The following is a 25,165-nucleotide window of genomic DNA, read 5'->3' as shown; positions in this document are numbered from 1 at the left end:
CTCCTTGCTAGGCGCTCAATCCGGGGTTTGTCCCCGGCATCCAGGTCTGTCGCGGCTCTTCGCCGCTTGATGCGATCGAGAGCCCGGGCTTGCCGATCTGCACCGTCGGCACATTGCGCGGATCGTGATCCGGCTTTTCAGTGGTAAAAGTCTTGCTGCGCGTCACCAGGAAATCGATGATGTGGTTGCGCAGCGCGTAGTACAGCGGATGGCGGTGCAGGTCGGTGCGGCCGCGATCGCGCGGCAGCGGATTCTCGACCACCTCCGCCAGCACCGCGCCGGGACCGTTGGTCATCAGGAAGATCTTGTCGGCGAGATAGATCGCCTCGTCGACGTCGTGGGTGATCATGAACGCGGTCTGCCCGGTCTCCAGGCAAATCCGCCGCACCTCGTCCTGCAGCGTGCCGCGCGTCAGCGCGTCCAGCGCCGAGAACGGCTCGTCCATCAGCATCATCTTCGGCGTGATCGACAGCGCCCGTGCGATGCCAACGCGTTGCTTCATGCCGCCCGACAGTTCCGAGGGACGCTTGTGCTCGGCGCCGGAGAGGCCGACCAGATCGATGAACTTCTGCGCATGCGCCTTGACCTTGGCGCGGTCCCAGCTGCGCCATTTCGAGCTGACGGCATAGGCGACGTTGCCGAGCACCGTGCGCCAGGGCAGCAGCGCATGGCTCTGGAAGATCACGGCGCGGTCGAGGCTGGTGCCCGAGATCGCCTGGCCGTCGACGATGACCGCGCCCTCGCTCGGCGCATCCAGCCCGGCGAGGATGTTGAGCACCGTGGTCTTGCCGCAGCCGGAATGGCCGATCACGCAAGCGAACTCGCCGCGCGCCATCGAGAGCCAGAGGTTCTCGAAGATGGTGGTCGTCGCTCCGCCCGCGCCGGAATAGCGCTTGGCGATGCCTTCGATCGAGATGAACTTGTCGGTCATCGCCTCTACTCCGGAAACGTGACCATGCGCGTGAAGCGCGCCAGGATCTGGTCGAGCAGCATGCCGACGACCCCGATCAGGAGGATCGCGATGATGACGTTGGTGATCGAGAGATTATTCCACTCGTTCCAGACGAAGTAGCCGATGCCGGTGCCGCCGACGAGCATCTCGGCTGCGACGATCACCAGCCAGGCGATGCCGATCGAGATGCGCATGCCGGTCAGGATGGTCGGGGCCGCTGCCGGCAGGATCACGGTGAAGGCCCGCCTGACGGTGCCGACCTCGAGCGTGCGCGCGACGTTGATCCATTCCTTGCGCACGCTCGCGACGCCGAACACCGTGTTGAGCAGCATCGGCCAAATCGAGCAGATGAAGATGACGAAGATCGCGGAGACCGAGGAATCCTTAATTGTGTAGAGCGCGAGCGGCATCCAGGCCAAAGGCGAGATCGGCTTCAAGACCTGGATGAACGGATCGAGCGCCTTGCTCAGCAGCGGCGACATGCCGATCAGAAAGCCGAGCGGGATCGCCACCAGCACGGCCAGCAGATAGCCGGTGCCGACGCGCGCAATGGAATAGCCGAGCTGGATGCCGAGCCCCTTGTCGTTCGGCCCGTTGTCGTAGAACGGCCGCTTCAGATGCTCCCAGAGCTTGGCGCCGACATCGAGCGGCCCGGGCATCGCCGATTTGCCTTGCGTTGCGGTCAGGCCCATCAGCTTGGCGTATTCCGGGCTCATCGTCGTCGTCGCGGCGGTCGAGCGCGTGGCGATATGCCAGATGCCGAGGAAAGCGGCGAGCAGCACGAGGGAGACGAGGCCGGCGCGGAGGCGAAGGGAGGAGGTCATACTGCGCCCTCTCATGTCCCGGGCGCGGCGCAGCACGAAGTGATGCGCCGTAGAACCGGGACCCATGGGGTCTGACTGGGTCCCGGCTCAGCGAAGCAGCACACCGGACGATGCTTCGCATCGCCGGGAGTGCTGCATCGCGTCCGGGACACGAAAGCGGCGGGAGCTCCCATCACGACGCCTTCCTGATCTTGAAGCTCGCCAGATAGTCCTCGGGCTTGGCCGGATCGAAATTCTTGCCCATCACCGCGAACGACTTGTAGGCACTCGCCGGCGGCGTGAGGCCCATCTCGGTCATCAGCTTCTTGGTATCGGCTGCCAGATACACCTGCTCGGCCACCGCCTTGTAGTCGACGTCGCCCTTGATCTGGCCCCAGCGCTTCATCTGCGTCAGCATCCAAACCGCAAAGGACTGCCAGGGGAATGGATCGAAATCGACGCGCTTGGGATCGGTCTTCACCCCGCCGAGGCCGTCGGCATAGGTGCCGGTCAGGACCTGCTCCAGCACGGTGACCGGCGCGTTGATGTAATTCGCCGGCGCGATCGCCTCGGCGATCTGCTTGCGGTTCTCGGCCTTCGAGGCGAAGGCGGTGGCATCGACGATCGCCCTGGTCAGCGCCGCGAAGCTGTTCGGCGCCGTCGTGATGAACTCGCGGCTCGCAGCAAAGCTGCAGCAGGGATGGCCATCCCAGATCTCCTTGGAGAGCAGATGCATGAAGCCGACGCCGTCATAGATCGCGCGCTGGCAGATGTTGTCGGGCGCGAGGAAGCCGTCGATGTTGTCGGCACGCAAATTCGCGACCATCTCCGGCGGCGGCACCGAGCGCAACTGCACGTCGGTATCGGGATCGAGACCGTGCTCGGCGAGGTAATAGCGCAAGAGATAATTGTGCATGGAATAGTCGAAGGGGATGGCGAATTTCAACCCCTTCCAGTCCTTCGGATCGCGCTTGTCCCTGTGCTTGCTCGCCAGCACGATGCCCTGCCCGTTGATGTTCTCGATGGCCGGGACGGTGAAGGGAATCGCGTTGGCGCCGAGGCCGAGCGAGATCGCGATCGGCATCGGTGCCAGCATGTGCGCAGCGTCGTATTCCTTGTTGATGGTCTTGTCGCGGATCACGGCCCAGCCGGCGGTCTTCACAACTTCGACGTTGAGGCCGTGCTTGGCATAGAAGCCCATGGGCGCTGCCATGATGATCGGCGTGGCGCAGGTGATCGGGATGAAGCCGACCTTGAGGTCCTTCTTCTCGGGCGCGCCGGCTTGCGCGAACACCTCGGTCGCCGTCTGAATCGGGAAGAATTGCGACAGCGCCGCGAGCGCGGTCGATGCTCCGACCGACTTCAGGAAGGCGCGCCGCGCCACGTCCTGCGGAAACATCGCGCGCATCAATGCGGAGGCGACCACGCCCTCGTAGCGCTGCTCTTCGCTTGCTACCGGCTCGCAATGCAGCGCCGTCGCCTGCTCATGCTCAGCTGCGGAACGATGCTGGCCGCAAACACAGCCGGCTCGAAGCTTGCGATCGGGATCAAACGGATTGTCGAACGTGGACATCGGCCCTCCTGCGCGTCAATGCGAGAAGGAATTACGCAAGGAGCATGCCACCGACGAATAGGCAGGCATTGCCTTGATGACGCAGCATTTTCACCCGCGCTTGGCCGCTACGAAAACTCGTGATAAACGAGATTTCGTAGTTCAATTACGAGATTTCGCAATGGCAACGACGCCAATGCCCGCCCACGACGAGGTGGCCCCCGTCATCGACCCGCGCATCGCGGCCTTCGAATCCTCGGTCGAGGCGATGCTGCTGGTCGATCCCTATGGCGACCAGATCGTCGATGCCAATCCCGCCGCCTGCGCCCTGCTCGGTTACGACCGCGCTTTGCTGCGGCAGACCAGGGCCAGCACGCTCCACGCCGGCGAGCTTGCCGCCCTCACCGTCTTCACCCAGGCCGTGCTGCACAAGGGCGCCTACTGGACCACGGCGCTCAATCCACGCCACGCGACCGGGCAAGATCTCAAGCTCGAATATGCCGGCTGCCTGCTGCCGCATGACGGCCGCACGCTGCTGCTGCTGACGCTGACCGACCTCGAAGCCCGCCGCCGGCGCAATGTCGATGCTGCCGCCGAAGACCACATGCGCGGCGGCATCTCGACTTGGCAGCGGGTCGAGCGCGTGTTCCAGGACATCGAGCGCGAGAACCAGCTGATCCTGCGCGCCGCCGGCGAAGGCATCTATGGCGTCAACGCCGAAGGCAAGACCACCTTCGTCAATCCCGCGGCCGAGCGCATGCTGGGCTGGACCGCCGAGGAGCTGGTCGGCAAGGAGATCCACCCGATCGTCCACCACACCCATCACGACGGCCGGCACTATCACAACCACGACTGCCCGATCTATGCGGCGTTCCGCGACGGCGCCGTGCACCAGGTCGACGGCGAGGTGTTTTGGCGCAAGGACGGCTCGCCGGCCTGGGTCGAGTACACCTCGACACCGATCCGCGACCGCGGCGTCGTGGTCGGCGCCGTCGTGGTGTTTCGCGATGTCAGCCAGCGCCGCGAGGCCGCCGAGAAGCTGCACGCGGCCCTTGCCGAGGTCGACCGCTTGCGCGAGCGGCTCGAGCTGGAGAACGCCTATCTCCAGGAGGAAATCCGCATCGAGACCAACCCGCGCGGCATCATCGGGGGAAGCGAGGCGATCCAGAAGACGCTGCGCCAGGTCAAGCTGGTGGCGCCGACCACCGCGGCGGTGATGATCACCGGCGAATCCGGCACCGGCAAGGAGCTGATCGCGCGCGCCATCCACGAGGATTCCACCCGCAGCGACCGGCCGCTGATCCGCGTCAACTGCGCCGCGATCCCGCGCGAATTGTTCGAGAGCGAGTTCTTCGGCCATGTCCGCGGCGCCTTCACCGGCGCAACGCGCGACCGCATCGGCCGCTTCGAGCTCGCCGACGGCGGCACGCTATTCCTCGACGAGGTCGGCGAGATCCCGCTCGAGCTGCAAGGCAAGCTGCTGCGCGTCTTGCAGGAAGGCCATTTCGAGCGCGTCGGCGAGGCGCGCACCCGCGCCGTCGACGTTCGCGTCATCGCCGCGACCAATCGCGATCTCAAGCAGGAGGTCCAGCGCGGCCGCTTTCGCGAGGATCTCTACTTCCGTCTCAACGTGTTTCCGATTGAGACCGTCCCCTTGCGCGAACGCCGCGAGGACATTCCCCTGCTGGCCCAGCATTTCCTGACGCGCGAGAGCAAGGCGCTGAAATCGAACCTCCGTCTGTCGGAGGGCGATGCGCGGCGGCTGACCCGCTACAACTGGCCCGGCAATGTCCGCGAACTCCAGAACGTGATCGAGCGCGCTGCGATTCTGTCGCAGAACGGCCGCCTGCGCATCGATCTGCCCGATCCTTCAGGTGAACAAGCGCCCAGCGGCGCCACCCGCCAGAGGCCCGACGCGCGCCCCGCAATCATGACGTCGTCGGAAATGCGCGACCACGAGCGCGCCAACATTCTCGCCGCGCTTGAGGCCTGCGCCGGAAAAGTCTTCGGCCCCGGCGGCGCCGCCGAGATGCTCGACATCAAGCCGACCACGCTGGCCTCACGGATCAAGGCGCTGGGAATCGCGCCTCGTCCGCAAGGGGCCCATCCTTCGAGACGCCCGCTTTAGGCGGGCTCCTCAGGATGAGGTCGGAGGGCGCGGCAACAGTATCAACAGACACCGGTGCCGCTTAGCCTCATCCTGAGGAGACCGCGAAGCGGTCGTCTCGAAGGACGAGGCGCGCGCTCAGGCTGCCTTGGTGGTGACGTCCGATGCGATCGGCAGGCCCTGCTCGATCGGCAGCGAGGGATCGCGCGACCATTCGTTCCAGGAGCCGAAATACATCCGCACGTCCTTCACGCCGGCGTTCTTCAGCGCCAGGAACGTGTTCGAGGCGCGCGCCCCCTTGAAGCAGTAGAGATAGACGGGCGTGGTCTGCGAGATGCCGACGGTGGCGCATTCCGCCAGAATCTCGTCCTTGGACTTGAAGCGCGGGCCTTCGGCGGTCGGCTTCATCATGCGATACCATTCCAGCCATACGGCGCCGGGAATGCGGCCCTTGCGCGGGCAGAAATCCTTGCCGTACGGGGACGAGCTGTCGCCGATCCATTCGTCGACGTCGCGGACGTCGAGGATCGCGATGCCGGGCTTGCCGACCGCGGCGAGCATGGTCTTGGCATCGATCAGGATCTCGCCCGCTTCGGGCACGATCGAGAAAGAGGCCTTCCCAGGTGTGGGAACATCGTTGGTCACCGGGAAGCCCGCGGCCGACCAGGCGTCGAAGCCGCCATGCAGCACCTTCACCTTGGGATAGCCGAGCATGGTGAGCAGGTAATAGCCGCGGCAGGACTGGCCGAAGCCGGAGTTCATCGACTGTTCGTAGATCACCGCCGTCTCCTTGCCGGAAAGACCGGCGCTGCCGAACGCATCGGCGAACTTGGTCTTGAGCTCGGCCATGCCCTCGGGCGTGGAGGTCGCGAGGAACGTGAAGATCTCATGCACGTTGACGGCGCCCGGCAGATGGCCGGCGGCGTAGGCGTCGGGATTGCGGGTGTCGATGACGACACACGGCTCGGTCTTCAAGAGATCGGCGAGTTCGACGGCAGTGATCAGAACGTCAGTCATGGCAGCCTCTCCGTTGAGGTTGGGGGTCTTCGGGTGGACTCGTAGAACTCAGGACTCGGCCAGCATCTTGCGCAGCTGCTTGGTGGCCGGCGTGACGATCGCGACGAAATAGGCCTCGCGCAGGCGCCGCTGCGCGCGGTGGCTCTTGAGGTAGCCGCGGGCACCACAATGCAGCATCGCCGCATGCGCCGCCGCGACGCTGGCTTCGCCGGCGCGCAGCCGCAGCGCAATCACCTTGCGCCAGTAGGTTTCCTCCTCGTTGTAGGGATCGCGCGCCAGCGCCATGGTCTCGGCCTCGAGCTCGGCGGCGAGCTCGCGGAAATGCACCGGCTGCTGCGGCAGATAGCGGTTGATATGGCCGAGGGGATTGTCGACCTCGTCCATGATGTTGATGCAATCCTTGATCACCCCCAGCGCCATGCCGGCCTGCAGCAGGATGAAGCCGGCGCGGATCTTCTTGACGAAGGGCGCGGCGGGATCGGCCAGGATCAGCTCATCGGGCACGAAAGCGTCGCGGAACTGCACGCCATAGGTGCCGGTGCCGTCCATCGCGAGGAACGGCTTGCAGGGCGTCAGCGTGATCGCGGGGTCGGAGCAATCGGCCAGGAACATGACAGTGCCGGGCTCGCCACTTGCGATGCCCGGCTCGTCCTCGCGCTCGAAGATGGTGCCGAAGTAGTGATCAGGCCCGAGGTTGGAGACCCAGGGCAACGCACCGCGCACGATATAGCCGCCCTCGACCTTGCGGCCCTTTAGCTTGAGCTTCTCGATGCCGAAGAAGCTCTTCATGGGATTGGAGAGCCCGGTGCCGCCAAGCACGCGGCCGGTCGAGAAGGCATCTCCGAAGCGCTTTGCGAGCTTCACATTGGTGGAGTTCGCCGCGTACCAGACCAGCGTGTTCTGGCACCACGCCATGAAGGCCGTGGCACCGCAGACCTCGCCGATCGCCGCCATCGCCTGAATCGCGCAGCGCAGATCGGCGGGGCCTTCGTGCGGCACATGGCTGCCCCACGCTCCGACCGCGCCGAACTTGCGCAGCACCTCGGCTGGATAGACCGAACCGTCGTCGATGCCGGCGGCCAGCGGCGCGAGCTCTTGGCGCGCGATCCGCGCCACCTCGTCCGCAATGGACGGTGCGGGCTGATCCAGAACGTCGGCCCGCGATAAAGCCAGTGAACCCATGATCGTCTCCCGCACCCTGTCCTGATTGCCGTCTGCTAGATGCCGACCTCGAGATTGACCGGCCGCGTGAAGGTGTTGGCGACCGGCGACCATTTCTTCACATGGGCGACCAGCGCGTTGATCTCGTCCGGCGAGATGCCCTCGCATTCCATGTCCACCTTGACGCGCACATCGGTGAAGCCGACCGGCTTGTCGGAGGTGTCACCGGTGCCCCAGACCGCGGTGATGTTGAGATCGCCTTCGAGCTCGAGCTCGAGCTTGTTGACGATCCAGCCGCGGTGCACGGCGTTGGCATGCAGGCCGACCGCAAGGCACGAGCCGAGCGCGGCGAGCGAGGCTTCCGACGGATTGGGCGCGGTGTCGTCACCCAAAAGCCCCGGCGGCTCGTCGACGATGTAGGGCGGCAGGTTGCGGATATAGTTGGCGTGGCGGAATTTGCCCTCCGCGACCGTCTTGCACTTCAAGGTCTTGATGACCTTCGGGTTTGCCTTGCCGTTGGCAATCAGTTGCTCGAGCCCGTTCTTGTCGATGGGCGCGAGGCACCCCGTCAGCACTGTCTTCTGAACGACGGCAGTCATCAATCTTCTCCCTGGCAGAAGTGGAAATCGGCAGGATACCGAACGGTCTGTTTCCTTGCATGGAGCGTGCCAGATCTCGCGAAAAACAAAAGGCGAGGCTTTGGAGCCGCTTAAACGTCGCTGCCTGCAGATTGGTCAGCCCACTCCTGCTCAAAGGCGGAGCAGCCGCGCGCGCGGATGCGAATCTTTTCGGCGCCGAACAGATGCGGCTTGCTGATGCGAGGCGGCTGCGATTAAGTTGTCGCTCATGGCAAAGCCGTCATCGAAGAAGAATCCGCCCCACGCCGCTGCCGGCGACGACGAATCCGCACGCGGTCGCCTTCTCAACGCGGCGACGCATCTGTTCTGCAAGAACGGCATCAACGCCACCGGCATCGATGCGATCATCGAAGAGGCCGGTACCGCCAAGACCACGCTCTACAAATTATTCGGCTCCAAGACCAACCTCGTCAACGCCGTGCTGGAGAGCGAAGGCAAGCAATGGCGCGAATGGTTCATCGGCGCCATGGAGCAAGGCGGCGGCGATGCGCAGGCGAAACTCACGCGCATCTTCCCCGCGCTGAAGAGCTGGTTCGCCGAAGAGCGCTTCTACGGCTGCCCCTTCATCAACGCCGTCGGCGAGCACGACAAGGACGCCAAGCAATTCCGCAACATCGCGCTGAAGCACAAGAAGATCGTGCTCGGTCACATCGAGAAGCTCGCCGGCGAGCTCGGCTCGGCCGAGCCTGCAGTGCTGGCGCACCAGCTCGGCCTCATCATCGACGGCGCCATCGTCGCCGCCATGATCTCGCGCGACCCGGCCGTCGCGGATACCGCGGCGCTTACGGCAGGCCCCCTGCTCGGCCAGGCCAAGGCGAAGAAGAAGCGCGCGGCGGAGCAGTTGGAGGCCGTGTGACGGTTCTTGCTTCGTAACGGGGACACTGTCCCGGATTGCGCTGCGCTCCATCCGGGCTACGATGACTTCGTAGGGTGGGCAAAGGCGCGACGCGCCGTGCCCACCATTCCGTCTCAACTGTAAGCTTTGATTTGCCCGCCTACGGACCCGTCCGCTCGATCAGCGGCTCGCTCGCAGCGCGGCAAGCTCGACGTCGGCGGCCGACTTCTCGATAAAGGTCCTCGGGCAATCGGCAGCCGCCTGCTCGAACAGTTTTAACGCCTCTTCCCTGGAGCCGCTCTGCAGGGCTCGCTCGGCAATATAGAAATTCGCCTCGCAGACCCGCCCCTTCTTCTTCGCCGGGTCGGCATCGTCCGCTGCGCTGCGCACTTGCTCCGGCGTCGTCGTACCCAGGAAGAGGTTGACGACCGGCGCGGGCCATTTCGTCGCGTCGAGCCGCTTTGCAGCCTCGCTCAGCCGGCTCGGTTGGTCGCTGCGCCTTGCAACAATTTCGCGCCAGATGACTGGATAGGCACCTTTCGGATCGAGCTCGATCGCCTGATTCAGATCGGTCAACGATTGGGCGAAGGAAGCGGTCTGCCAATAGAGCCTCGCACGATGAAAGTAGGCGCGCGCATCCTTGGGATCGAGCTGCACGAGTTGATCGTAGTCCTCGAGCGAGCGGCCGAAGTCCCCCTTGGCCTTGTACGCGTTGGCGCGGAGCCCGAATGCATCCTTATCCTTGGGGTTGAGGCGTATCGCGTCATCGAAGTCTGCGATAGCGCGGTCAAGCTCCCCTTTCGCGTGGTAGGCCCCACCCCGAGCGCGGAGCACGGGGCCATCCGTGGACGCGAGCGCAATCGATTCACCTGCGACGGACGCAGAAATGGGATCTGCATCCTGACCTTGAAGCTGACTCTGCCGATCGCCGGTGTTTCCTTGACCCTTATGTGCCAGCTGGATCACCTGATTGTAATCGGCAATGGCGCGATCGTAATCACCCTTTTGAAAATAGGCGACGCCCCGGCAACCATAGGCAGACCGGCTCTGTGGGTTTAGCTCGATGATCCGGTCATAGTCGGCGATCGCGCGGTCGAGTTCACCCAGTTGAGAAAAGGATTCGGCTCGGAAGTAGTAAAAATTCTCGCTTCTGGGTTTGATCTGGATGGTTTGATCCAGTGCGGCCAACGCGAGCTCTCTCTTACCCTTTGCGAAGTAAACTCGACCGCGGCACAATTGGCCTCCACCGTTTTGCGGGCTGATCTCGACCGCACGATCGCAGTCAGCCATGGCCCGATCGGGATCCCCATTCCGGACGTAAGAGAGGCCTCGTTCGACATGCGCTATGACATTGTCCGGATGAATCAGAAGGGCCTGATCATAATCGGCGATGGCACGGACGAAGTCGCGTCTCGCCGAATAGACGTGAGCACGTCCGATATAGGCGTAGGTATTCTTCGGATCGAGCTCGATCACCTTGGCATAATCAAGCAGCGCAGCCTCGGGCTCTCGCTTTTGGATCAGCGCAGAAGCCCTCGCGATGCGGGAGTTCAGATTGCCCGGATCGCGCTCAATGATCTCGTTGTAGTCCGCTATCGCAAGGTCGATCTCGCCCTTCTGGCGGTAGAACATGGCGCGGCGGAAGCGCGCCATGACCACACCTTGCTGCATGCCCGTCCCCGCCGCCTGAATGATGGCGGTGCAGCCTGCGATCCTGTCATCGAGGCTGAAATTGCCGACCGCGTTACACTTGGAAGCCAACGGCATTTCCGCGCGAGCGCCTGACATTTCGAGCAAGGCCGTCAGCGCCACAACACCGAAGCTTGCTGCCGCACGAACTCCTGCGCGGCCGATCCTTCCAAACATGCAGTCCCCACTCAATTTCCAGAGACTTCATAGCAACCAATCTTGTCTATGCACAGCCCTTGGTTGCGCACTTGCAGGCGACGGGTCCGTGCGGCCCGATGCTCAGGCCGACTTGGCCATCATCCCCTGAAGCCGCACCAGTTCCGCCTCCAGATCACCGCTCCACATCCACTGCCCTAATGTCGAGCACGCGACGCGCCTCGAGCCGTGTCCGCCTACGCCTCGGCGATCTGCAACAAGGCCTCGCGAAAAGCCAGCGCGGCTGGTCCGAGCGGCTGGTCCAGCCGGTGCGCGAGATAGGCTTCTGCGGCAACCTGGCTGCGCCGTCCGAGGGCGGTGGTGGCAAGGCGCACGAGGCGCCTTTCCCTCAGATCGCGCTCCACCAGCCAGAACGGCAGGCGGCCCCAGCCGAGACCGGCGAGAATCATCGCATGCTTGGTGTCCTGATTGGTGACCCGGCAGGTCTGGGGCGAAAGCACACCGAACATGCGCCCTTCCGTCAGCGGCGTCGGATCGGACAGAACGATCTGCAGATGATCGGCCAGATCCTGAAGGCTGATCCTGTTGCGCGATTGCCGCCTCGCCAATGGGTGCTCAACGGAAACGACGGCAACCTGCTCGACCGACGAGACCGCCTCGACTGCGATCCGCGGGTCGCGGAAATCCTCGCCGACCACGATCGCGAGCGAACTGCGCTTGTCGATCAGCGAGGCGATCGGTCCACCCAGCGGCTCGACCGCAAGCCTGATCGAAACCGAGGGATAGGCAGCGCGCATCTTCGTCAATGCCGCACCGACCATGCCGATCGGAAACAATGTGTCGATTGTCAAGGAAAGCTCGAGCTCGACTCCCTCGCCAAGGCCCCGGGCTCTCGCCCGCATCGCATCCACTCTGAGAAGAATGTCACGTGCGTTCGCGAGCAGTGACTGTCCCTCAGGCGTCAGGACGGGCCGATGACCCGTGCGATCGAACAGCGCAAGACCCAGCTCGGCCTCCAGATTGGCGATGGCATGGCTGATGGCGGACTGAACACGGGACAGCCGAGCGGCCGCCGAGCGAAAGCTCCCGCTTTCCGACACCGTCACGAATGTTCGCAACTGATCAAGCGTCAGCACATCCAGCATGATCTATCCAATCGATCGAACTCATCGATCTTATCGCGCTACCGCTGATCAAGCACAGACCTATTTTGGCTGCTAGCCCCCACCTGAGAGCGAGGAAGCAAAATGACGAAGGTCCTGGTGCTGTACTACTCGTCCTACGGTCACATCGAGACGATGGCTGAAGAGATGGCCCGGGGTGCACGGGAGGCCGAAGCCGAAGTCGCCATCAAGCGCGTGCCGGAAATTGTTCCCGACCACGTCGCGCAGAGGGCCGGATACAAGGTCGATCAACGCGCCGACACCGCCGCCGTGGCCGAATTGCCGGACTACGACGCGATCATCCTTGGCACCCCGACGCGTTTCGGGAACATGGCCGCGCAGATGAAGAACTTCCTCGACCAGTGCGGCGGCCTGTGGTTCGAGAACAAGCTCGTGGGCAAGGTCGGCAGCGTCTTCACATCGACGGGCAGCCAGCATGGCGGCCAGGAAAGCACCATTCTGTCCGTGCACAGCGTGCTGCTGCACCTCGGCATGATCGTGGTCGGGCTGCCCTACACATTCAAGGGACAGATGCGCATGGACGAGGTCACCGGATGCTCGCCCTACGGCGCATCGACCCTCGCCGACGACGGCAGCGGCGGGGATCGTCGTCCAAGCGCCAACGAACTGGCTGGGGCACGCTTTCAGGGACGCCATGTCGCCGAGATCGCTCGCGCCCTGGCCGCTGGGCGGCTCACGGAGGCGGCCTGATGGCGGCGGCAGCACCTGCCTCGTCCTTGCGAGATCGGCATTGGCATGTGGTGAGCATCGTCGTGGGCTCCGGCGCCGTCGCCGCGATCCAGGTGGGGAAGGCTGCGATCGCCACGCCCATGCTGCAAAAGGATCTGGGCCTTGACCTCGCCGCTGCCGGCTGGCTGACCGGGATCATCGCTGTTCTCGGCCTGTTGGGCGGTATCCCTGCCGGCTCCCTCGTCGCCCGCGCCGGAGATCGGCGAAGTCTCATTCTCGGCCTCGGGCTGCTCATCCTTGGCGCCATCATCGGCGCGCTCGCAACCGACTATGCGGTGCTTCTCGCATCGCGCATTTTGGAAGGGGCAGGATTTCTTCTGATCATTGTTGCGGGGCCGGCGATCCTGAACAGAGCAGTCCCGTCCGGGCAACAGGACGTTCCGCTTGCCCTGTGGAGCTGCTTCATGCCGGCCGGCATTGCGCTCGCGATGCTCGTCGGGACGTTCTTCAGCGACTGGCGCGCACTGTGGTGGGGCAGCGCCGGTCCTGCAGCGATCGCCATCGTGGCCGCGTGGATGAGTATTCCGGCCGCTCCGAAGCGCACCCCGGCATCGTGGCGACGGACGATGTCCGATGCCGTGTACGTGGCGGCAAGCAAAGGCCCGCTTCTGCTGGCCGGATGTTTTGTCCTCTACAGCCTGATGTTCTTCGCGCTGTTCAGCTTCCTCCCGGTGCTGCTGATGGAACGGATGAACATCCCCCATGGCACGGCCGGCATGCTCAGTGCCCTCGCCACCGCAAGCAACATCATCGGGAATGTCGCTGCCGGCTACCTGCTCGCGCGCGGTGCCCGGCGTTCAGTGCTGATCTTCGCGGCCTGTCTGGCCATGGGCTTTTCAGCTCCTGGCATCTTCCTGCAGATATTCGGCGATACGCCGACGCTTCTGCTGTGCATCCTGTTCGCGGCGGTTGGTGGCCTGATGCCGGCCGTCCTGATCTCATCGATCCCGTTGCTCGCGCCATCCGCCGCACTCATTCCTGTTGTCACCGGTCTGGTGATGCAGGGCAGCAATCTCGGCCAGGTGGCCGGGCCTGTCGCGGTCGGAAGTGCCGTTGAAGCCTATGGGTGGACGGCCGCACTGGCCATCATCCTGATCGCCGCGCTGCTTGCCGCCATCGTCACCGCATCCGCTCGCTTCGATGACGCCGCGGCCCGCTGAGATTCTACTGTCCCAACATCCCGGCAAGCCGCACCAGCTCCGCCTCGAGATCGCGCTCCACATCCACTGCCCGGATGTCGAGCACCCGATAGTCGCGCGCCTCGAGCCAAGTCCGCCGTCCCGCGCGATCGGCCGCAATCGCCTCCCCCTCGCCCGGGTTCACCAGCTCGATCGCGATCCGGTGCGGAAATGAGACGAAGTCGGGGATGTGGCGCCCCACGGGAGTCTGCCGCTTGAACCCACCTGCGAAGCGGCGATCACGCGTCAGCGCCTGCCAGAGCAGGCGTTCGGCGTCGGTCGGGTTGCGGCGGAGCAGGCGGGCAAGGCCGCGCACGGTCGAGCCGCTGTCCGGCACGCCGCCGCCCTGCCCGTGCTCGGCCAGCAGCGCGCGCAGGCGCGTGGCCTGCTCGCCATCGAGCACGCCGCCCTTGGCCGGACCCTTGCGCCCCTCGGCGATCGCCATGATCACGCCGTGCAGCGTGTGCATATCCTGCTTGGTCGGCTCCATCCGGGTGAAGATGTTGCGCAGGTTCACCAGCATGGTGTCGCGCTTCTCGGCCGGGCGCAGGAACTCGACCTTGTCGAGCTCGCGCACGAGATTGTCGAAGAAGGCCTGCATCTGGTGCTGCGAGGCGCGCTCGGATCTTTCAGGCATGGCGTGCGGCAGCTCGCCGGAGGTGGCGCGCTTGAACCATTCATAGCCGACCAGCAGCACGGCCTGAGCGAGGTTGAGCGAGGCGAAGCCCGGATTGACCGGAAAGGTGATGATGCGGTTGGAGAGCCCGACCTCCTCGTTGGTCAGACCCCAGCGCTCGCGGCCGAACAGGATGCCGGCCCTGCCGCCGGTCGCGACGTGACCTGCGATCTCGGCCGCTGCGGCCTCCGGCCCGACCAAGGGCTTGGCTTGGTCGTGGGGGCGTGCGGTGGTGGCGAACAGGAGGTCGAGGTCGGCAACCGCCTGCTCGACCGTGTCGAACAGCTGCGCCTTCTCCAGGATATGGTCCGCACCGGCCGCGGCGCGCTGGGCCGCGATGTTGGGCCAGCCGTCCCGGGGATTGACGATGCGCATCCGGTCGAGGGCGAAGTTGCCCATGGCGCGCGCGGCCATGCCGATATTCTCGCCGAGCTGCGGCTCGACCAGGATCACGATGGGACCGTCGAGGGAAAGGCCCGCTTTGCTCTTGTCAGTCCCCGACATCTGCTTTCGCTTCCACTCTTCGTCTCAAGGCCTTGGCAAGGCCGCCTTAGGAATTGATTCAAGCGGCCCCCACGACCGGGCCGCCTCGCGGTCTGTCGTTTGCCTGTCCTGACAAAATTCTCAAGGGAAATAACGACTTGGATTCGACTTTGAATCTCGCCCGAAACGGGCCCGAAGGCCGGGCCGAGGGCCGGCCGGCCGCTTCCCGCCTGCGCAAGCTGGATGAGCTAAAAGTGCATAATCCCTTGGCTTTCGCCCGCTGCTATCAGGTGCTAAGAGGCGGCGGATATTCCCGTGGCGCGCCGAAAGCGCCGTTCCCAAGAGGCTTCCCCGATCATGGCAAAAATCAAGGTATCCAATCCCGTCGTCGAGCTCGATGGCGACGAGATGACCCGGATCATCTGGCAGTACATCAAGGACAAGCTGATCACCCCGTTCCTCGATGTCGAGCTGCTCTATTTCGACCTGGGCATGGAATACCGCGACCACACCAACGATCAGGTGACGATCGACGCCGCCGAGGCGATCAAGAAGGTCGGCGTCGGCGTCAAATGCGCCACCATCACCCCGGATGAAGCCCGGGTGAAGGAGTTCAATCTCAAGCAGATGTGGAAGTCGCCGAACGGCACCATCCGCAACATTCTCGGCGGGGTGATCTTCCGCGAGCCGATCATCTGCAAGAACGTGCCGCGCCTGGTTCCCGGCTGGACCAAGCCGATCATCATCGGCCGCCACGCCTATGGCGACCAGTACCGCGCCACCGACATCAAGTTCCCCGGCAAGGGCACCCTCTCGCTGAAGTTCGTCGGCGAGGACGGCACCGTGATCGAGAAGGAAGTGTTCAAGGCGCCCGGCGCCGGCGTCGCCATGGAGATGTACAATCTCGACGATTCCATCATCGACTTCGCCCGCGCCTCCTTCAATTACGGCCTGCTGCGCAATTACCCGGTGTACCTGTCGACCAAGAACACGATCCTCAAGGTCTATGACGGGCGCTTCAAGGACATCTTCCAGGACATCTTCGACCGCGAGTTCAAGAAGGAGTTCGACGCCAAGGGCCTGACCTACGAGCACCGCCTGATCGATGACATGGTGGCCTCGGCGCTGAAATGGTCCGGCGGCTATGTCTGGGCCTGTAAGAACTACGACGGCGACGTGCAGTCCGACACGGTCGCGCAGGGCTACGGCTCGCTCGGCCTGATGACCTCGGTGCTGCTCACCCCCGACGGCAAGACCGTCGAGGCGGAAGCTGCCCACGGCACGGTGACCCGCCATTACCGCGAGCACCAGAAGGGCAAGGAGACCTCGACCAACTCGATCGCCTCGATCTTCGCCTGGACGAGAGGCCTGTCGCACCGCGCCAAGCTCGACAACAACCCCGAGCTCGCCAAGTTCGCGGCCACGCTGGAGAAGGTCTGCGTCGACACCGTCGAGGCCGGCTATATGACCAAGGACCTCGCGCTGCTGGTCGGCGCCGACCAGCGCTGGCTCTCGACCACCGGCTTCCTCGACAAGGTCGCCGAGAACCTCACGAAAGAGCTGGCGGCGTAAGTCGACCGCAATTTCGCCCGACGGAGCCAGACATCATCACGGGCCGCGCGACCAGCGCGGCCCGTTTTTTTGAGAGCATTCGCGGAGACCGCCATGTTCATCAAGCTTGCCACCCCCTGCCTGCTCCTGCTCGCCGCAATGGCCGGGCTCGCTGTCGCCGCCGACCCACTCCCCAACGCGATCGCCGCCCCCGGCGAGACCGTCGTGCTCAGCGTCCACGCCGAAGGTGCGCAGGTCTATGAGTGCAAGGCTGGCCTCGACGGCAAGCTCGCGTGGGCTTTTCGCGAGCCGATCGCGACGCTGCTGTCCGAAAGCAAGACCATCGGCCGCCATTATGCCGGCCCGAACTGGGAGCTTGCCGACGGCAGCGCCGTGACTGGTAAAGCCGTCGGCAATGCGCCGGGCGCGACCGCAGCCGACATCCCCTGGCTGAAGCTGGACGTCACCACTCACCGCGGCAGCGGCGTGCTTGCGCCTGTCACCACGGTCCAGCGCATCAACACCCAGGGCGGCAAGCTCGACGGCGCCTGCGACAAGGCCGGCGAATTCAGGAGCGTGCCCTACTCCGCCGACTACGTCTTCCTGAAGAAGGGCTGATCGCTTTACGGGCCGAACCGCGCGGCGCGATCAAGGTGCCACGCCGATGCCATTGAAGCCGGTGAGACGACCCTGGCGACGCGCGCCTTACGCGCCCGCCATCGCTTTTTCGATCGCGCTCAGGGCCTCGGACGCCTTGGCGCCATCGGGGCCGCCGGCCTGGGCCATGTCGGGCCGGCCGCCGCCGCCCTTGCCGCCGAGCGCCTCGGAGGCGATGCGGACCAGATTGACCGCGTTGAAGCGCGCGGTGAGGTCCTGCGTGACGCCAACCACGATTCCGGCCTTGCCGTCCCCGGTGACGCCGACGATGGCGACGACGCCCGAGCCGATCTGCTTCTTGCCGTCGTCGGCGAGACTCTTGAGATCCTTCATCTCGATGCCTTCGACCGCACGCGCCATCAGCTTGACGCCGCCGGCCTCGCGCACGCCCGACGCTGCGCCGTTGTTGCCGGCTGCGGCGCCGCCGCCCATCGCCAGCTTCTTGCGGGCATCGGAGAGTTCGCGCTCGAGCTTCTTGCGCTCCTCCATCAGCGCCGAGATGCGCGCCGGCACGTCGTCGAGCGAGGTGCGCAGCTCGTTCGCCGCGATCTTCGCCAGCGCCATGGTGTCGTTGGCATGTTTTCGCGCGTAGTTGCCCGTCAGCGCCTCGATCCGGCGCACGCCGGAGGCGACCGCGCTCTCGCTCGTGACCGTGATCAGGCCGATATCGCCGGTGCGCTTCACATGGGTGCCGCCGCAGAGCTCGACCGACCAGCCGAGCGCGTTGGCGCCGCGCTCGCGCGCGGTCCTGCCCATCGAGACGACGCGGACCTCGTCGCCATATTTCTCGCCGAACAGCGCGCGCGCGCCAGCCTCGCGGGCCTCGTCGACGCCCATGACGCGCGTGGTGACCTCGTCGTTCTCCAACACCACGTCGTTGGCGATGTCCTCGACCCGGGCGAGCTCCTCAGCCGTGATCGGCTTCGGATGCACGAAGTCGAAGCGCAGCCGATCCGGCGCGACCATCGAGCCGCGCTGGGCGATGTGATCGCCGAGCACCTGGCGCAGCGCCTCGTGGATAATGTGAGTCGCCGAGTGATGGGCGCGGATGGTCGAGCGGCGTGCGTGATCCACCTCGAGCTGCAGCGCCGTGCCGAGCTTCACTTCGCCACTCTCGACCGTGCCGATATGGACGAAGAGATCGCCGAGCTTCTTCTGCGTATCGGTGACGCGAACCTTGATGCCGCCCTCGCCCGAGAGCACACCGGTGTCGCCGACCTGGCCGCCGGACTCCGCATAGAACGGCGTCTGGTTCAGCACGATCGCGCCGGTCTCGCCGGCCTTGAGGCTCGTCACCTCGGCGCCGTCCTTGACCAGCGCCGAGACCACGCCCTCGGCGCTCTCGGTCTCGTAACCCAGGAATTCGGTGGCGCCGAGCTTCTCGCGCAGCGGGAACCAGATCGCCTCGGATGCCGCCTCACCCGAGCCCTTCCAGGACTCGCGCGCCTTGGCCTTCTGACGCTCCATCGCGTCAGTGAACGCCGCCTGGTCGACGCCGATGCCGCGCGACTTCAGCGCGTCCTGCGTCAGGTCGAGCGGGAAGCCGTAGGTGTCGTAGAGCGTGAAGGCGACGTCGCCGTCGAACATGTCGCCCTTCTTTAAGGACGCGCTCTTCTCGTCGAGGATGGCCAAGCCGCGCGAGAGAGTCTTGCGGAAGCGGGTCTCTTCCAGCCGCAGCGTTTCCTCGATCAGTTTTTCCGCGCGCATCAATTCCGGATAGGCCTGGCCCATCTCGCGCACCAGCGCCCAGACGAGGCGGTGCATCAAAGGCTCCTTGGCACCCAAGAGCTGGGCATGGCGCATCGCCCGGCGCATGATCCGGCGCAGCACATAGCCGCGGCCCTCGTTCGAGGGCAGCACGCCGTCGGAGACCAGGAAGGCGGACGAGCGCAAGTGATCGGCGATGACGCGGAACGAGCCGACGTTCTGCTCGTTCGGTCCGCTGCCGAGCGCGGACGAGGTCGCGTCGATCAGGTTCTTGAACAGGTCGGTCTCGAACACGCTCTCGACGCCCTGGAGGATGCAGGCCATGCGCTCCAGGCCCATGCCGGTGTCGATCGAGGGACGCGGCAGATTAACGCGCTCCTCCTTCGTCACCTGCTCGTATTGCATGAACACGAGATTCCAGAATTCGAGGAAGCGGTCGCCGTCCTCTTCCGGCGATCCCGGAGGACCGCCCCAGATGTGCTCGCCGCGGTCGATGAAGATCTCCGAGCACGGGCCGCACGGCCCGGTGTCGCCCATCGCCCAGAAATTGTCCGAGGTCGGGATGCGGATGATGCGGTCGTCGGAGAAGCCGGCGATCTTCTTCCACAGGCCGGCCGCCTCGTCGTCGGTGTGGTAGACGGTGACGAGCAGCTTGTCCTTCTTCAGCCCGAACTCGCTCGTGATCAGCTTCCAGGCGAGCTCGATCGCGCGCTCCTTGAAGTAATCGCCGAACGAGAAATTGCCGAGCATCTCGAAGAAGGTGAGATGGCGCGCGGTGTAGCCGACATTGTCGAGGTCGTTGTGCTTGCCGCCGGCGCGCACGCATTTCTGCGAGGTGGTGGCGCGCTGATAGGGCCGCTTCTCGACGCCGGTGAAGACGTTCTTGAACTGCACCATGCCGGCATTGGTGAACATCAACGTCGGGTCGTTGCGCGGCACGAGTGGCGAGGACGGCACGATCTCGTGGCCGTTCTCGGCAAAGAAGTTCAGAAAGGTCGACCTGATCTCGTTGACGCCGCTCATGTTCATCCAATCGGGTATGCTTGGGCCCGCTTTTCGCGGTCCAAACCGGACCGTTAAGGCTGATATCTGCGGGCCAAAGCGCTTTTAGACAAGGCCAGCTTCGCTGTCCAGAAACTGTGCAGAGAGATCAGAGGGTTGCCGCAGGCGCTCAATCCCCTTGCAATCCCGTTGGATAGGGCGCGCGGACGCGTTGACAGGCTTGGCTCCCCTGTGGTCTCTACCCATCTGTATCGTACGGCCACGTCGGGAGAGACCGGCACTTGGTAGCCGGCGCCGAAGGAGCAACCGCCCCGGAAACTCTCAGGCAAAAGGACCGCGTGGCTTTGACAGCATCTGGAAAGAGGCGCCGACGGGTCTAGGCCCGGACAGCGTCCGCCGACGGGATAATACTCTCAGGCACAGCGACAGATGGGGCTTCGACTGGTGTCCATCGGGGAATCCTCCCCGGGGGAACCGCCGAGGGCCCTCAAGATGCTAGCGCACGACCAAGACTCCCTGAAACGCACCCCCCTCTACGACCTTCATGTGTCCCTAGGGGGCAAGATGGTGCCGTTCGCGGGCTATGACATGCCCGTGCAGTACCCCGCGGGCGTCTTGAAAGAGCACCTCCATACCCGCACCAAAGCGGGCCTGTTCGACGTCTCCCACATGGGCCAGCTCGCGCTCCGGCCGAAATCCGGCAATGTGGAGGACGCCGCCCGCGCGCTGGAGCGGCTGGTGCCGCAGGACATCGTGGCGATCGCCGCAGGGCGGCAGCGCTACGCCCAGTTCACCAATGACGACGGCGGCATTCTCGACGACCTGATGGTCGCCAATTTCGGCGATCACCTGTTCCTGGTCGTCAACGCCGCCTGCAAAGCCCAGGACGAGGCGCATCTGCGCGCGAACCTGTCCGACGCCTGCGTGATCGAGCAGCTTGCCGACCGCGCGCTGATCGCGTTGCAGGGCCCGAAGGCGGAAGCGGCGCTGGCGAAATTCTGTGCAGACGCGCCGGCCATGAAATTCATGGATGCCGGCCCGCATGAGGTCGCCGGCATCAAGTGCTTCGTCTCGCGCTCCGGCTACACCGGCGAGGACGGCTTCGAGATCTCGGTTCCATCAGGCGATGCCGAACGCCTGGCAAAAATGCTGCTGGAAAATCCCGACGTGCTCCCGATTGGCCTCGGGGCCCGCGACAGTCTGCGGCTGGAAGCCGGGCTCTGCCTGTACGGCCACGACATCGACACCACGACCACGCCGGTCGAGGCCGCGCTGGAATGGTCGGTGCAGAAAAGCCGCCGCAGCGGCGGTGCGCGCACCGGCGGCTTTCCCGGCGCTGCGAAGATCCTCGCCCATTTCGATGGCGGCGCATCCCGCCGCCGCGTCGGCTTGCGCGCCGAAGGCCGCGCGCCGGTGCGCGAGGGCGCGCTGCTGTTTGCGAATGACGCGAGCGGCGAGCCGATCGGACAAGTCACCTCGGGCGGTTTCGGCCCGAGCCTGAATGCGCCGGTTGCGATGGGCTACGTGCCCACGAATCTGAGCGCGCTTGGCACAAAGCTCTTCGCCGAGGTGCGCGGCCAGCGACTGCCCTTACAGGTCGCCGCCATGCCCTTCGTGAAAAACACCTACAAACGCTGAGGATTCGAAATGACCACGACGCTGTACACCTCTGATCACGAATGGCTGGCGATCGACGGCGATGTCGCCACCGTCGGCATCACCGATTACGCGCAGCAGCAGCTCGGCGACGTCGTGTTCGTCGAGCTGCCCAAGGTCGGCCGCGCGCTGAAGAAGGCCGAAGCCGCCGCGGTCGTCGAATCCGTCAAGGCGGCCTCCGACGTCTACGCGCCGATCTCTGGCGAAGTGCTCGAGACCAACGCCGAGCTCGCATCCGAGCCGGCGCTGGTGAACTCGGACGCGCAAGGCAAGGCCTGGTTCTTCAAGATCAAGATTGCCGACAGAAGCGAGCTCGGCGGCCTCATGGATGAAGCCGCCTACAAGGCGCATACGGCGTGAGATGAAGCGAAGTCTAACCTCATGCTCAGTGTCATCACCCGCGAAGGCGGGTGATCCAGTACGCCGCGGCCCCTCGGTTCAATCCGCGCTGCTGGAGAGTACTGGATGCCCCGCCTTCGCGGGGCATGACACTGACAGCGAAATCTGAAGCGAGGACCCAATGATGACCGCGCACCGCAAGTCCAACGGCGACACCGCCACCTCCTTCGTCCGCCGCCACATCGGCCCATCGGCGCGCGATGTCACCGCCATGCTCGAGACAGTCGGCGCCAAGAGCGTCGATGCGCTGATCGCGGAGACCTTGCCGGCCTCGATCCGGCAGGCCGCCCCGCTCGATCTGGGCAAGCCCTTGAGCGAGACCGAGGCGATCGCGCACATGACCGAGCTTGCGCGTCAAAACCAGGTCTTCACCTCGCTGATCGGCCAGGGCTATTCAGGCACCATCCTGCCTGCGGTGATCCAGCGCAACATCCTGGAGAACCCGGCCTGGTACACGGCCTATACGCCCTACCAGCCGGAGATCAGCCAGGGCCGGCTGGAAGCGCTGCTCAACTTCCAGACCATGATCTGCGACCTCACCGGGCTCGACGTCGCCAACGCCTCGCTGCTCGATGAAGCCACCGCGGCGGCCGAAGCCATGGCGCTCGCCGAGCGCCACTCGCAGGTCAAGGCAAGGGCCTTCTTCGTCGACAAGGACGTGCATCCGCAGACGCTGGCCGTGATGCGCACCCGCGCCGAGCCGCTGGGGTGGACTCTGGTCGTCGGCGATCCCCTCACCGATCTCGACAAATCGGACGTGCTCGGTGCGCTGCTGCAATACCCCGGTTCTTCGGGCGCGTTGCGCGACCTCAGGCCCGCGATCGCCGCGCTGAAGGCCAAGGGCGCACTCGCGATTCTAGCCGCCGACCTCCTGGCGCTGACGCTGCTCGCCTCGCCCGGCGAGCTCGGGGCCGACATCGCCATCGGCTCGGCCCAGCGCTTCGGCGTGCCGATGGGCTATGGCGGGCCGCACGCCGCCTATATGGCGGTGCGCGATGCGCTGAAGCGTTCGCTGCCCGGCCGCATCGTCGGCCTCTCCGTCGATTCCCGCGGTGCGCCGGCCTATCGGCTCGCGCTGCAGACCCGCGAGCAGCACATCCGCCGCGAGAAGGCGACATCCAACATCTGCACCGCGCAGGTGCTGCTCGCCGTGATCGCCTCGATGTACGCGGTCTATCACGGCCCCGAGGGCCTCACGCAGATCGCGCGCAACGTCCACCGCCGCACCGCCGTGCTCGCGACCGGCCTGCGCAAGCTCGGCTTCGCGCCGCAATCGGACAGCTTCTTCGACACGCTGAGCGTCGATGCCGGCGGCAAGCGCGCCGAGATCGTCGCGCGGGCAGCAAGCGAGAAGATCAATCTCGGCGTCAGCGATACGGCTCTTCGCATCGCGCTCGACGAGACCACGACGCCTGCGACGATTGAAGCAGTCTGGCGCGCCTTCGGCGGCAAGCTTGCCTATGCCGAGATCGACGCCGAGACGCGCGAGGCGCTGCCGGACGCGTTGAAGCGCGCCACCGCATTCCTGACCCATCCGGTGTTCCATGCGCACCGCTCGGAGACCGAGATGCTGCGCTACATGCGCAAGCTCAGTGACCGCGACCTCGCGCTTGACCGCGCCATGATCCCGCTGGGATCCTGCACCATGAAGCTGAACGCGACCACCGAGATGATGCCGTTGACCTGGCCGGAATTCGGCTCGCTGCATCCGTTCGCCCCGCGCGAGCAGGCGGCCGGCTATCACGCGCTGTTCGCACGCCTGGAGAAATGGCTCTGCGACATCACCGGCTATGACGCGATCTCGCTGCAGCCGAACTCGGGCGCGCAGGGCGAATATGCCGGGCTGCTCGCGATCCGCGGCTATCATGCCGCGCGCGGACAGGGCCATCGCAAGATCTGCCTGATCCCCTCCTCCGCCCACGGCACCAATCCGGCCTCGGCCGCGATGGTCGGCATGGACGTGGTGGTGGTGTCTTGCGAGAAGAACGGCGACGTCGACGTCAATGATCTCCGCGCCAAGGCGGAGAAGCATGCAAACGATCTCGCCGCGGTCATGATCACCTATCCCTCGACGCACGGCGTGTTCGAGGAGCATATAAGCGAGATCTGCGACATCGTGCACGGCCATGGCGGCCAGGTGTATCTCGACGGAGCCAATCTCAATGCGCAGGTCGGCCTTTCCAGGCCCGGCGACTACGGCGCCGATGTCAGCCATCTCAACCTGCACAAGACCTTCTGCATCCCGCATGGCGGCGGCGGCCCCGGCATGGGCCCGATCGGCGTCAAGGCGCATCTCGCGCCGTTCCTCCCTGGCCACCCCGCGACGAAGGCAGACGCGCCGGTCGGTCCGGTCTCGGCCGCGCCGTTCGGCTCGGCCTCGATCCTCACCATCTCCTACATCTACATCCTGATGATGGGCGGCGAGGGCCTGAAGCGCGCCACCGAGATCGCGATCCTCAACGCCAATTACATCGCAGCGCGCCTCGATCCGCACTTCCCGGTGCTCTACAAGAACGCGAAGGGCCGCGTCGCGCATGAGTGCATCGTCGATCCCCGTCCGCTGAAAACGACGAGCGGCGTCACCGTCGACGACATCGCAAAGCGCCTGATCGACTACGGCTTCCACGCCCCGACCATGAGCTTCCCGGTCCCGGGCACACTGATGATCGAGCCGACCGAATCGGAATCCAAGGCCGAGCTGGATCGTTTTTGCGACGCCATGATCGCGATCCGGAAGGAGATCGCCGAGGTCGAGGCCGGCCGCTTTGAGATCGCAGCCTCGCCCTTGCGCCACGCCCCGCACACCGTGCACGACATCGCCGACGACGATTGGAAGCGCGCCTACACCCGCAGCGAGGGGTGTTTCCCCGACGGCGTCTCGCGCACCGACAAATATTGGTGCCCCGTCGGCCGCGTCGACAACGTCTATGGCGACCGCAACCTGGTGTGCTCCTGCCCGCCGGTGAGCGATTACGCAGAAGCCGCGGAGTAAGCTTTGTAGGGTGGGTTAGCCTCGCGGCTGCGCAAAGCGCA

At 65.0% G+C, this 25,165-nt stretch carries 19 protein-coding genes and 1 riboswitch; of the genes, 9 read left to right on the top strand and 10 right to left on the bottom strand.

Annotated elements, in window-relative coordinates; genetic code table 11:
• Positions 1-7 precede the first annotated feature (7 nt).
• The 3 genes from ACTEK7_RS31870 to ACTEK7_RS31860 form a co-directional block, all read right to left on the bottom strand.
• Entirely contained in the window at positions 8-931 is a 924-nt protein-coding gene (locus ACTEK7_RS31870; protein WP_225139760.1) for an ABC transporter ATP-binding protein, read from the bottom strand.
• Between the two features lie 5 nt (positions 932-936).
• The gene (gene ntrB, locus ACTEK7_RS31865) at positions 937-1,776 is read right to left on the bottom strand and encodes a nitrate ABC transporter permease (RefSeq protein WP_225147571.1); all 840 of its coding nucleotides are present in this window, start codon (positions 1,774-1,776) and stop codon (positions 937-939) included.
• A 172-nt stretch (positions 1,777-1,948) separates the two neighbouring features.
• On the bottom strand, positions 1,949-3,328 hold the full coding sequence (locus tag ACTEK7_RS31860) for a CmpA/NrtA family ABC transporter substrate-binding protein (protein ID WP_225147572.1): 1,380 nt from the start codon (positions 3,326-3,328) through the stop codon (positions 1,949-1,951).
• 160 nt (positions 3,329-3,488) lie between these two features.
• Here ACTEK7_RS31860 and ACTEK7_RS31855 point away from each other — a divergent pair, with 160 nt between their 5' ends.
• Complete coding sequence (locus tag ACTEK7_RS31855; protein WP_225147573.1) at positions 3,489-5,435, top strand: sigma 54-interacting transcriptional regulator; 1,947 nt, start codon at positions 3,489-3,491, stop codon at positions 5,433-5,435.
• A 117-nt stretch (positions 5,436-5,552) separates the two neighbouring features.
• Here the strand turns inward: ACTEK7_RS31855 and ACTEK7_RS31850 are convergent, their stop codons facing one another.
• Genes ACTEK7_RS31850 through ACTEK7_RS31840 form a run of 3 tightly spaced genes read right to left on the bottom strand, consistent with a single transcriptional unit; the run spans position 5,553 to position 8,191 of the window.
• Entirely contained in the window at positions 5,553-6,431 is an 879-nt protein-coding gene (locus ACTEK7_RS31850) for a sulfurtransferase (RefSeq protein ID WP_225147574.1), read from the bottom strand.
• 48 nt (positions 6,432-6,479) lie between these two features.
• Positions 6,480-7,613, bottom strand: coding sequence for an acyl-CoA dehydrogenase family protein (locus ACTEK7_RS31845; RefSeq protein ID WP_225124737.1), 1,134 nt, complete (start codon positions 7,611-7,613; stop codon positions 6,480-6,482).
• Between the two features lie 35 nt (positions 7,614-7,648).
• Positions 7,649-8,191: an OsmC family protein gene (locus ACTEK7_RS31840; RefSeq protein WP_027576569.1), complete on the bottom strand. Its 543-nt coding sequence runs from the start codon at positions 8,189-8,191 to the stop codon at positions 7,649-7,651.
• 247 nt (positions 8,192-8,438) lie between these two features.
• Here ACTEK7_RS31840 and ACTEK7_RS31835 point away from each other — a divergent pair, with 247 nt between their 5' ends.
• Positions 8,439-9,086: a TetR/AcrR family transcriptional regulator gene (locus ACTEK7_RS31835; RefSeq protein ID WP_225114230.1), complete on the top strand. Its 648-nt coding sequence runs from the start codon at positions 8,439-8,441 to the stop codon at positions 9,084-9,086.
• Between the two features lie 159 nt (positions 9,087-9,245).
• Here ACTEK7_RS31835 and ACTEK7_RS31830 read toward each other — a convergent pair whose 3' ends face one another.
• Entirely contained in the window at positions 9,246-10,931 is a 1,686-nt protein-coding gene (locus tag ACTEK7_RS31830; protein ID WP_225147575.1) for a tetratricopeptide repeat protein, read from the bottom strand.
• A 215-nt stretch (positions 10,932-11,146) separates the two neighbouring features.
• On the bottom strand, positions 11,147-12,055 hold the full coding sequence (locus tag ACTEK7_RS31825; protein WP_225139755.1) for a LysR family transcriptional regulator: 909 nt from the start codon (positions 12,053-12,055) through the stop codon (positions 11,147-11,149).
• Positions 12,056-12,157: 102 nt separating this feature from the next.
• On the opposite strand from ACTEK7_RS31825, the gene wrbA reads away from it, so the two are divergent.
• Both wrbA and ACTEK7_RS31815 read left to right on the top strand, forming a co-directional pair.
• Entirely contained in the window at positions 12,158-12,784 is a 627-nt protein-coding gene (gene wrbA, locus ACTEK7_RS31820; RefSeq protein ID WP_225147576.1) for an NAD(P)H:quinone oxidoreductase, read from the top strand.
• Entirely contained in the window at positions 12,784-13,983 is a 1,200-nt protein-coding gene (locus ACTEK7_RS31815; protein WP_225147577.1) for an MFS transporter, read from the top strand. Before wrbA ends, ACTEK7_RS31815 begins: the two co-directional genes overlap by 1 nt.
• A gap of 4 nt (positions 13,984-13,987) precedes the next feature.
• Here ACTEK7_RS31815 and ACTEK7_RS31810 read toward each other — a convergent pair whose 3' ends face one another.
• Positions 13,988-15,181, bottom strand: a complete 1,194-nt coding sequence (locus ACTEK7_RS31810) for a TrmJ/YjtD family RNA methyltransferase (protein ID WP_225147578.1) — start codon at positions 15,179-15,181, stop codon at positions 13,988-13,990.
• 336 nt (positions 15,182-15,517) lie between these two features.
• Between ACTEK7_RS31810 and ACTEK7_RS31805 the strand changes: the two genes are divergently transcribed.
• Positions 15,518-16,732 (top strand): NADP-dependent isocitrate dehydrogenase, encoded by a 1,215-nt coding sequence (locus ACTEK7_RS31805; protein ID WP_225114235.1) that lies wholly within the window; start codon positions 15,518-15,520, stop codon positions 16,730-16,732.
• A gap of 93 nt (positions 16,733-16,825) precedes the next feature.
• Positions 16,826-17,329, top strand: coding sequence for a DUF3455 domain-containing protein (locus ACTEK7_RS31800; protein WP_225147579.1), 504 nt, complete (start codon positions 16,826-16,828; stop codon positions 17,327-17,329).
• A gap of 87 nt (positions 17,330-17,416) precedes the next feature.
• Here ACTEK7_RS31800 and alaS read toward each other — a convergent pair whose 3' ends face one another.
• Positions 17,417-20,098: an alanine--tRNA ligase gene (gene alaS / locus ACTEK7_RS31795; protein ID WP_225124731.1), complete on the bottom strand. Its 2,682-nt coding sequence runs from the start codon at positions 20,096-20,098 to the stop codon at positions 17,417-17,419.
• A 234-nt stretch (positions 20,099-20,332) separates the two neighbouring features.
• A riboswitch (glycine riboswitch) is annotated at positions 20,333-20,423 on the top strand.
• Positions 20,424-20,569: 146 nt separating this feature from the next.
• On the opposite strand from alaS, the gene gcvT reads away from it, so the two are divergent.
• From gcvT to gcvP, 3 genes are all read left to right on the top strand, one after another.
• Positions 20,570-21,715 (top strand): glycine cleavage system aminomethyltransferase GcvT, encoded by a 1,146-nt coding sequence (gene gcvT, locus ACTEK7_RS31790; protein ID WP_225132745.1) that lies wholly within the window; start codon positions 20,570-20,572, stop codon positions 21,713-21,715.
• A 9-nt stretch (positions 21,716-21,724) separates the two neighbouring features.
• Complete coding sequence (gene gcvH / locus ACTEK7_RS31785; protein ID WP_109143207.1) at positions 21,725-22,093, top strand: glycine cleavage system protein GcvH; 369 nt, start codon at positions 21,725-21,727, stop codon at positions 22,091-22,093.
• Between the two features lie 163 nt (positions 22,094-22,256).
• Positions 22,257-25,124, top strand: a complete 2,868-nt coding sequence (gcvP, locus tag ACTEK7_RS31780; RefSeq protein WP_225132793.1) for an aminomethyl-transferring glycine dehydrogenase — start codon at positions 22,257-22,259, stop codon at positions 25,122-25,124.
• The last annotated feature ends 41 nt before the right edge of the window (positions 25,125-25,165 follow it).

The organism is Bradyrhizobium sp. JHI2711 (genome assembly GCF_056156565.1).
The sequence above is the reverse complement of the archived record's forward strand: the minus strand, read 5'-3'. Positions and strand labels throughout refer to the sequence as shown.

Excerpts from the sequence above, each read along its gene's own strand:
- ACTEK7_RS31825 (WP_225139755.1), bottom strand. The coding sequence starts at position 12,055 with ATGCTGGATGTGCTGACGCTTGATCAGTTGCGAACATTCGTGACGGTG.
- ACTEK7_RS31845 (WP_225124737.1), bottom strand. The coding sequence starts at position 7,613 with ATGGGTTCACTGGCTTTATCGCGGGCCGACGTTCTGGATCAGCCCGCA.
- gcvT (WP_225132745.1), top strand. The coding sequence starts at position 20,570 with ATGCTAGCGCACGACCAAGACTCCCTGAAACGCACCCCCCTCTACGAC.
- ACTEK7_RS31850 (WP_225147574.1), bottom strand. The coding sequence starts at position 6,431 with ATGACTGACGTTCTGATCACTGCCGTCGAACTCGCCGATCTCTTGAAG.
- ACTEK7_RS31815 (WP_225147577.1), top strand. The coding sequence starts at position 12,784 with ATGGCGGCGGCAGCACCTGCCTCGTCCTTGCGAGATCGGCATTGGCAT.
- gcvP (WP_225132793.1), top strand. The coding sequence starts at position 22,257 with ATGACCGCGCACCGCAAGTCCAACGGCGACACCGCCACCTCCTTCGTC.
- ACTEK7_RS31840 (WP_027576569.1), bottom strand. The coding sequence starts at position 8,191 with ATGACTGCCGTCGTTCAGAAGACAGTGCTGACGGGGTGCCTCGCGCCC.
- alaS (WP_225124731.1), bottom strand. The coding sequence starts at position 20,098 with ATGAGCGGCGTCAACGAGATCAGGTCGACCTTTCTGAACTTCTTTGCC.
- ACTEK7_RS31870 (WP_225139760.1), bottom strand. The coding sequence starts at position 931 with ATGACCGACAAGTTCATCTCGATCGAAGGCATCGCCAAGCGCTATTCC.
- ACTEK7_RS31800 (WP_225147579.1), top strand. The coding sequence starts at position 16,826 with ATGTTCATCAAGCTTGCCACCCCCTGCCTGCTCCTGCTCGCCGCAATG.
- gcvH (WP_109143207.1), top strand. The coding sequence starts at position 21,725 with ATGACCACGACGCTGTACACCTCTGATCACGAATGGCTGGCGATCGAC.
- ntrB (WP_225147571.1), bottom strand. The coding sequence starts at position 1,776 with ATGACCTCCTCCCTTCGCCTCCGCGCCGGCCTCGTCTCCCTCGTGCTG.
- ACTEK7_RS31835 (WP_225114230.1), top strand. The coding sequence starts at position 8,439 with ATGGCAAAGCCGTCATCGAAGAAGAATCCGCCCCACGCCGCTGCCGGC.
- ACTEK7_RS31830 (WP_225147575.1), bottom strand. The coding sequence starts at position 10,931 with ATGTTTGGAAGGATCGGCCGCGCAGGAGTTCGTGCGGCAGCAAGCTTC.
- ACTEK7_RS31855 (WP_225147573.1), top strand. The coding sequence starts at position 3,489 with ATGGCAACGACGCCAATGCCCGCCCACGACGAGGTGGCCCCCGTCATC.
- wrbA (WP_225147576.1), top strand. The coding sequence starts at position 12,158 with ATGACGAAGGTCCTGGTGCTGTACTACTCGTCCTACGGTCACATCGAG.
- ACTEK7_RS31860 (WP_225147572.1), bottom strand. The coding sequence starts at position 3,328 with ATGTCCACGTTCGACAATCCGTTTGATCCCGATCGCAAGCTTCGAGCC.
- ACTEK7_RS31810 (WP_225147578.1), bottom strand. The coding sequence starts at position 15,181 with ATGTCGGGGACTGACAAGAGCAAAGCGGGCCTTTCCCTCGACGGTCCC.
- ACTEK7_RS31805 (WP_225114235.1), top strand. The coding sequence starts at position 15,518 with ATGGCAAAAATCAAGGTATCCAATCCCGTCGTCGAGCTCGATGGCGAC.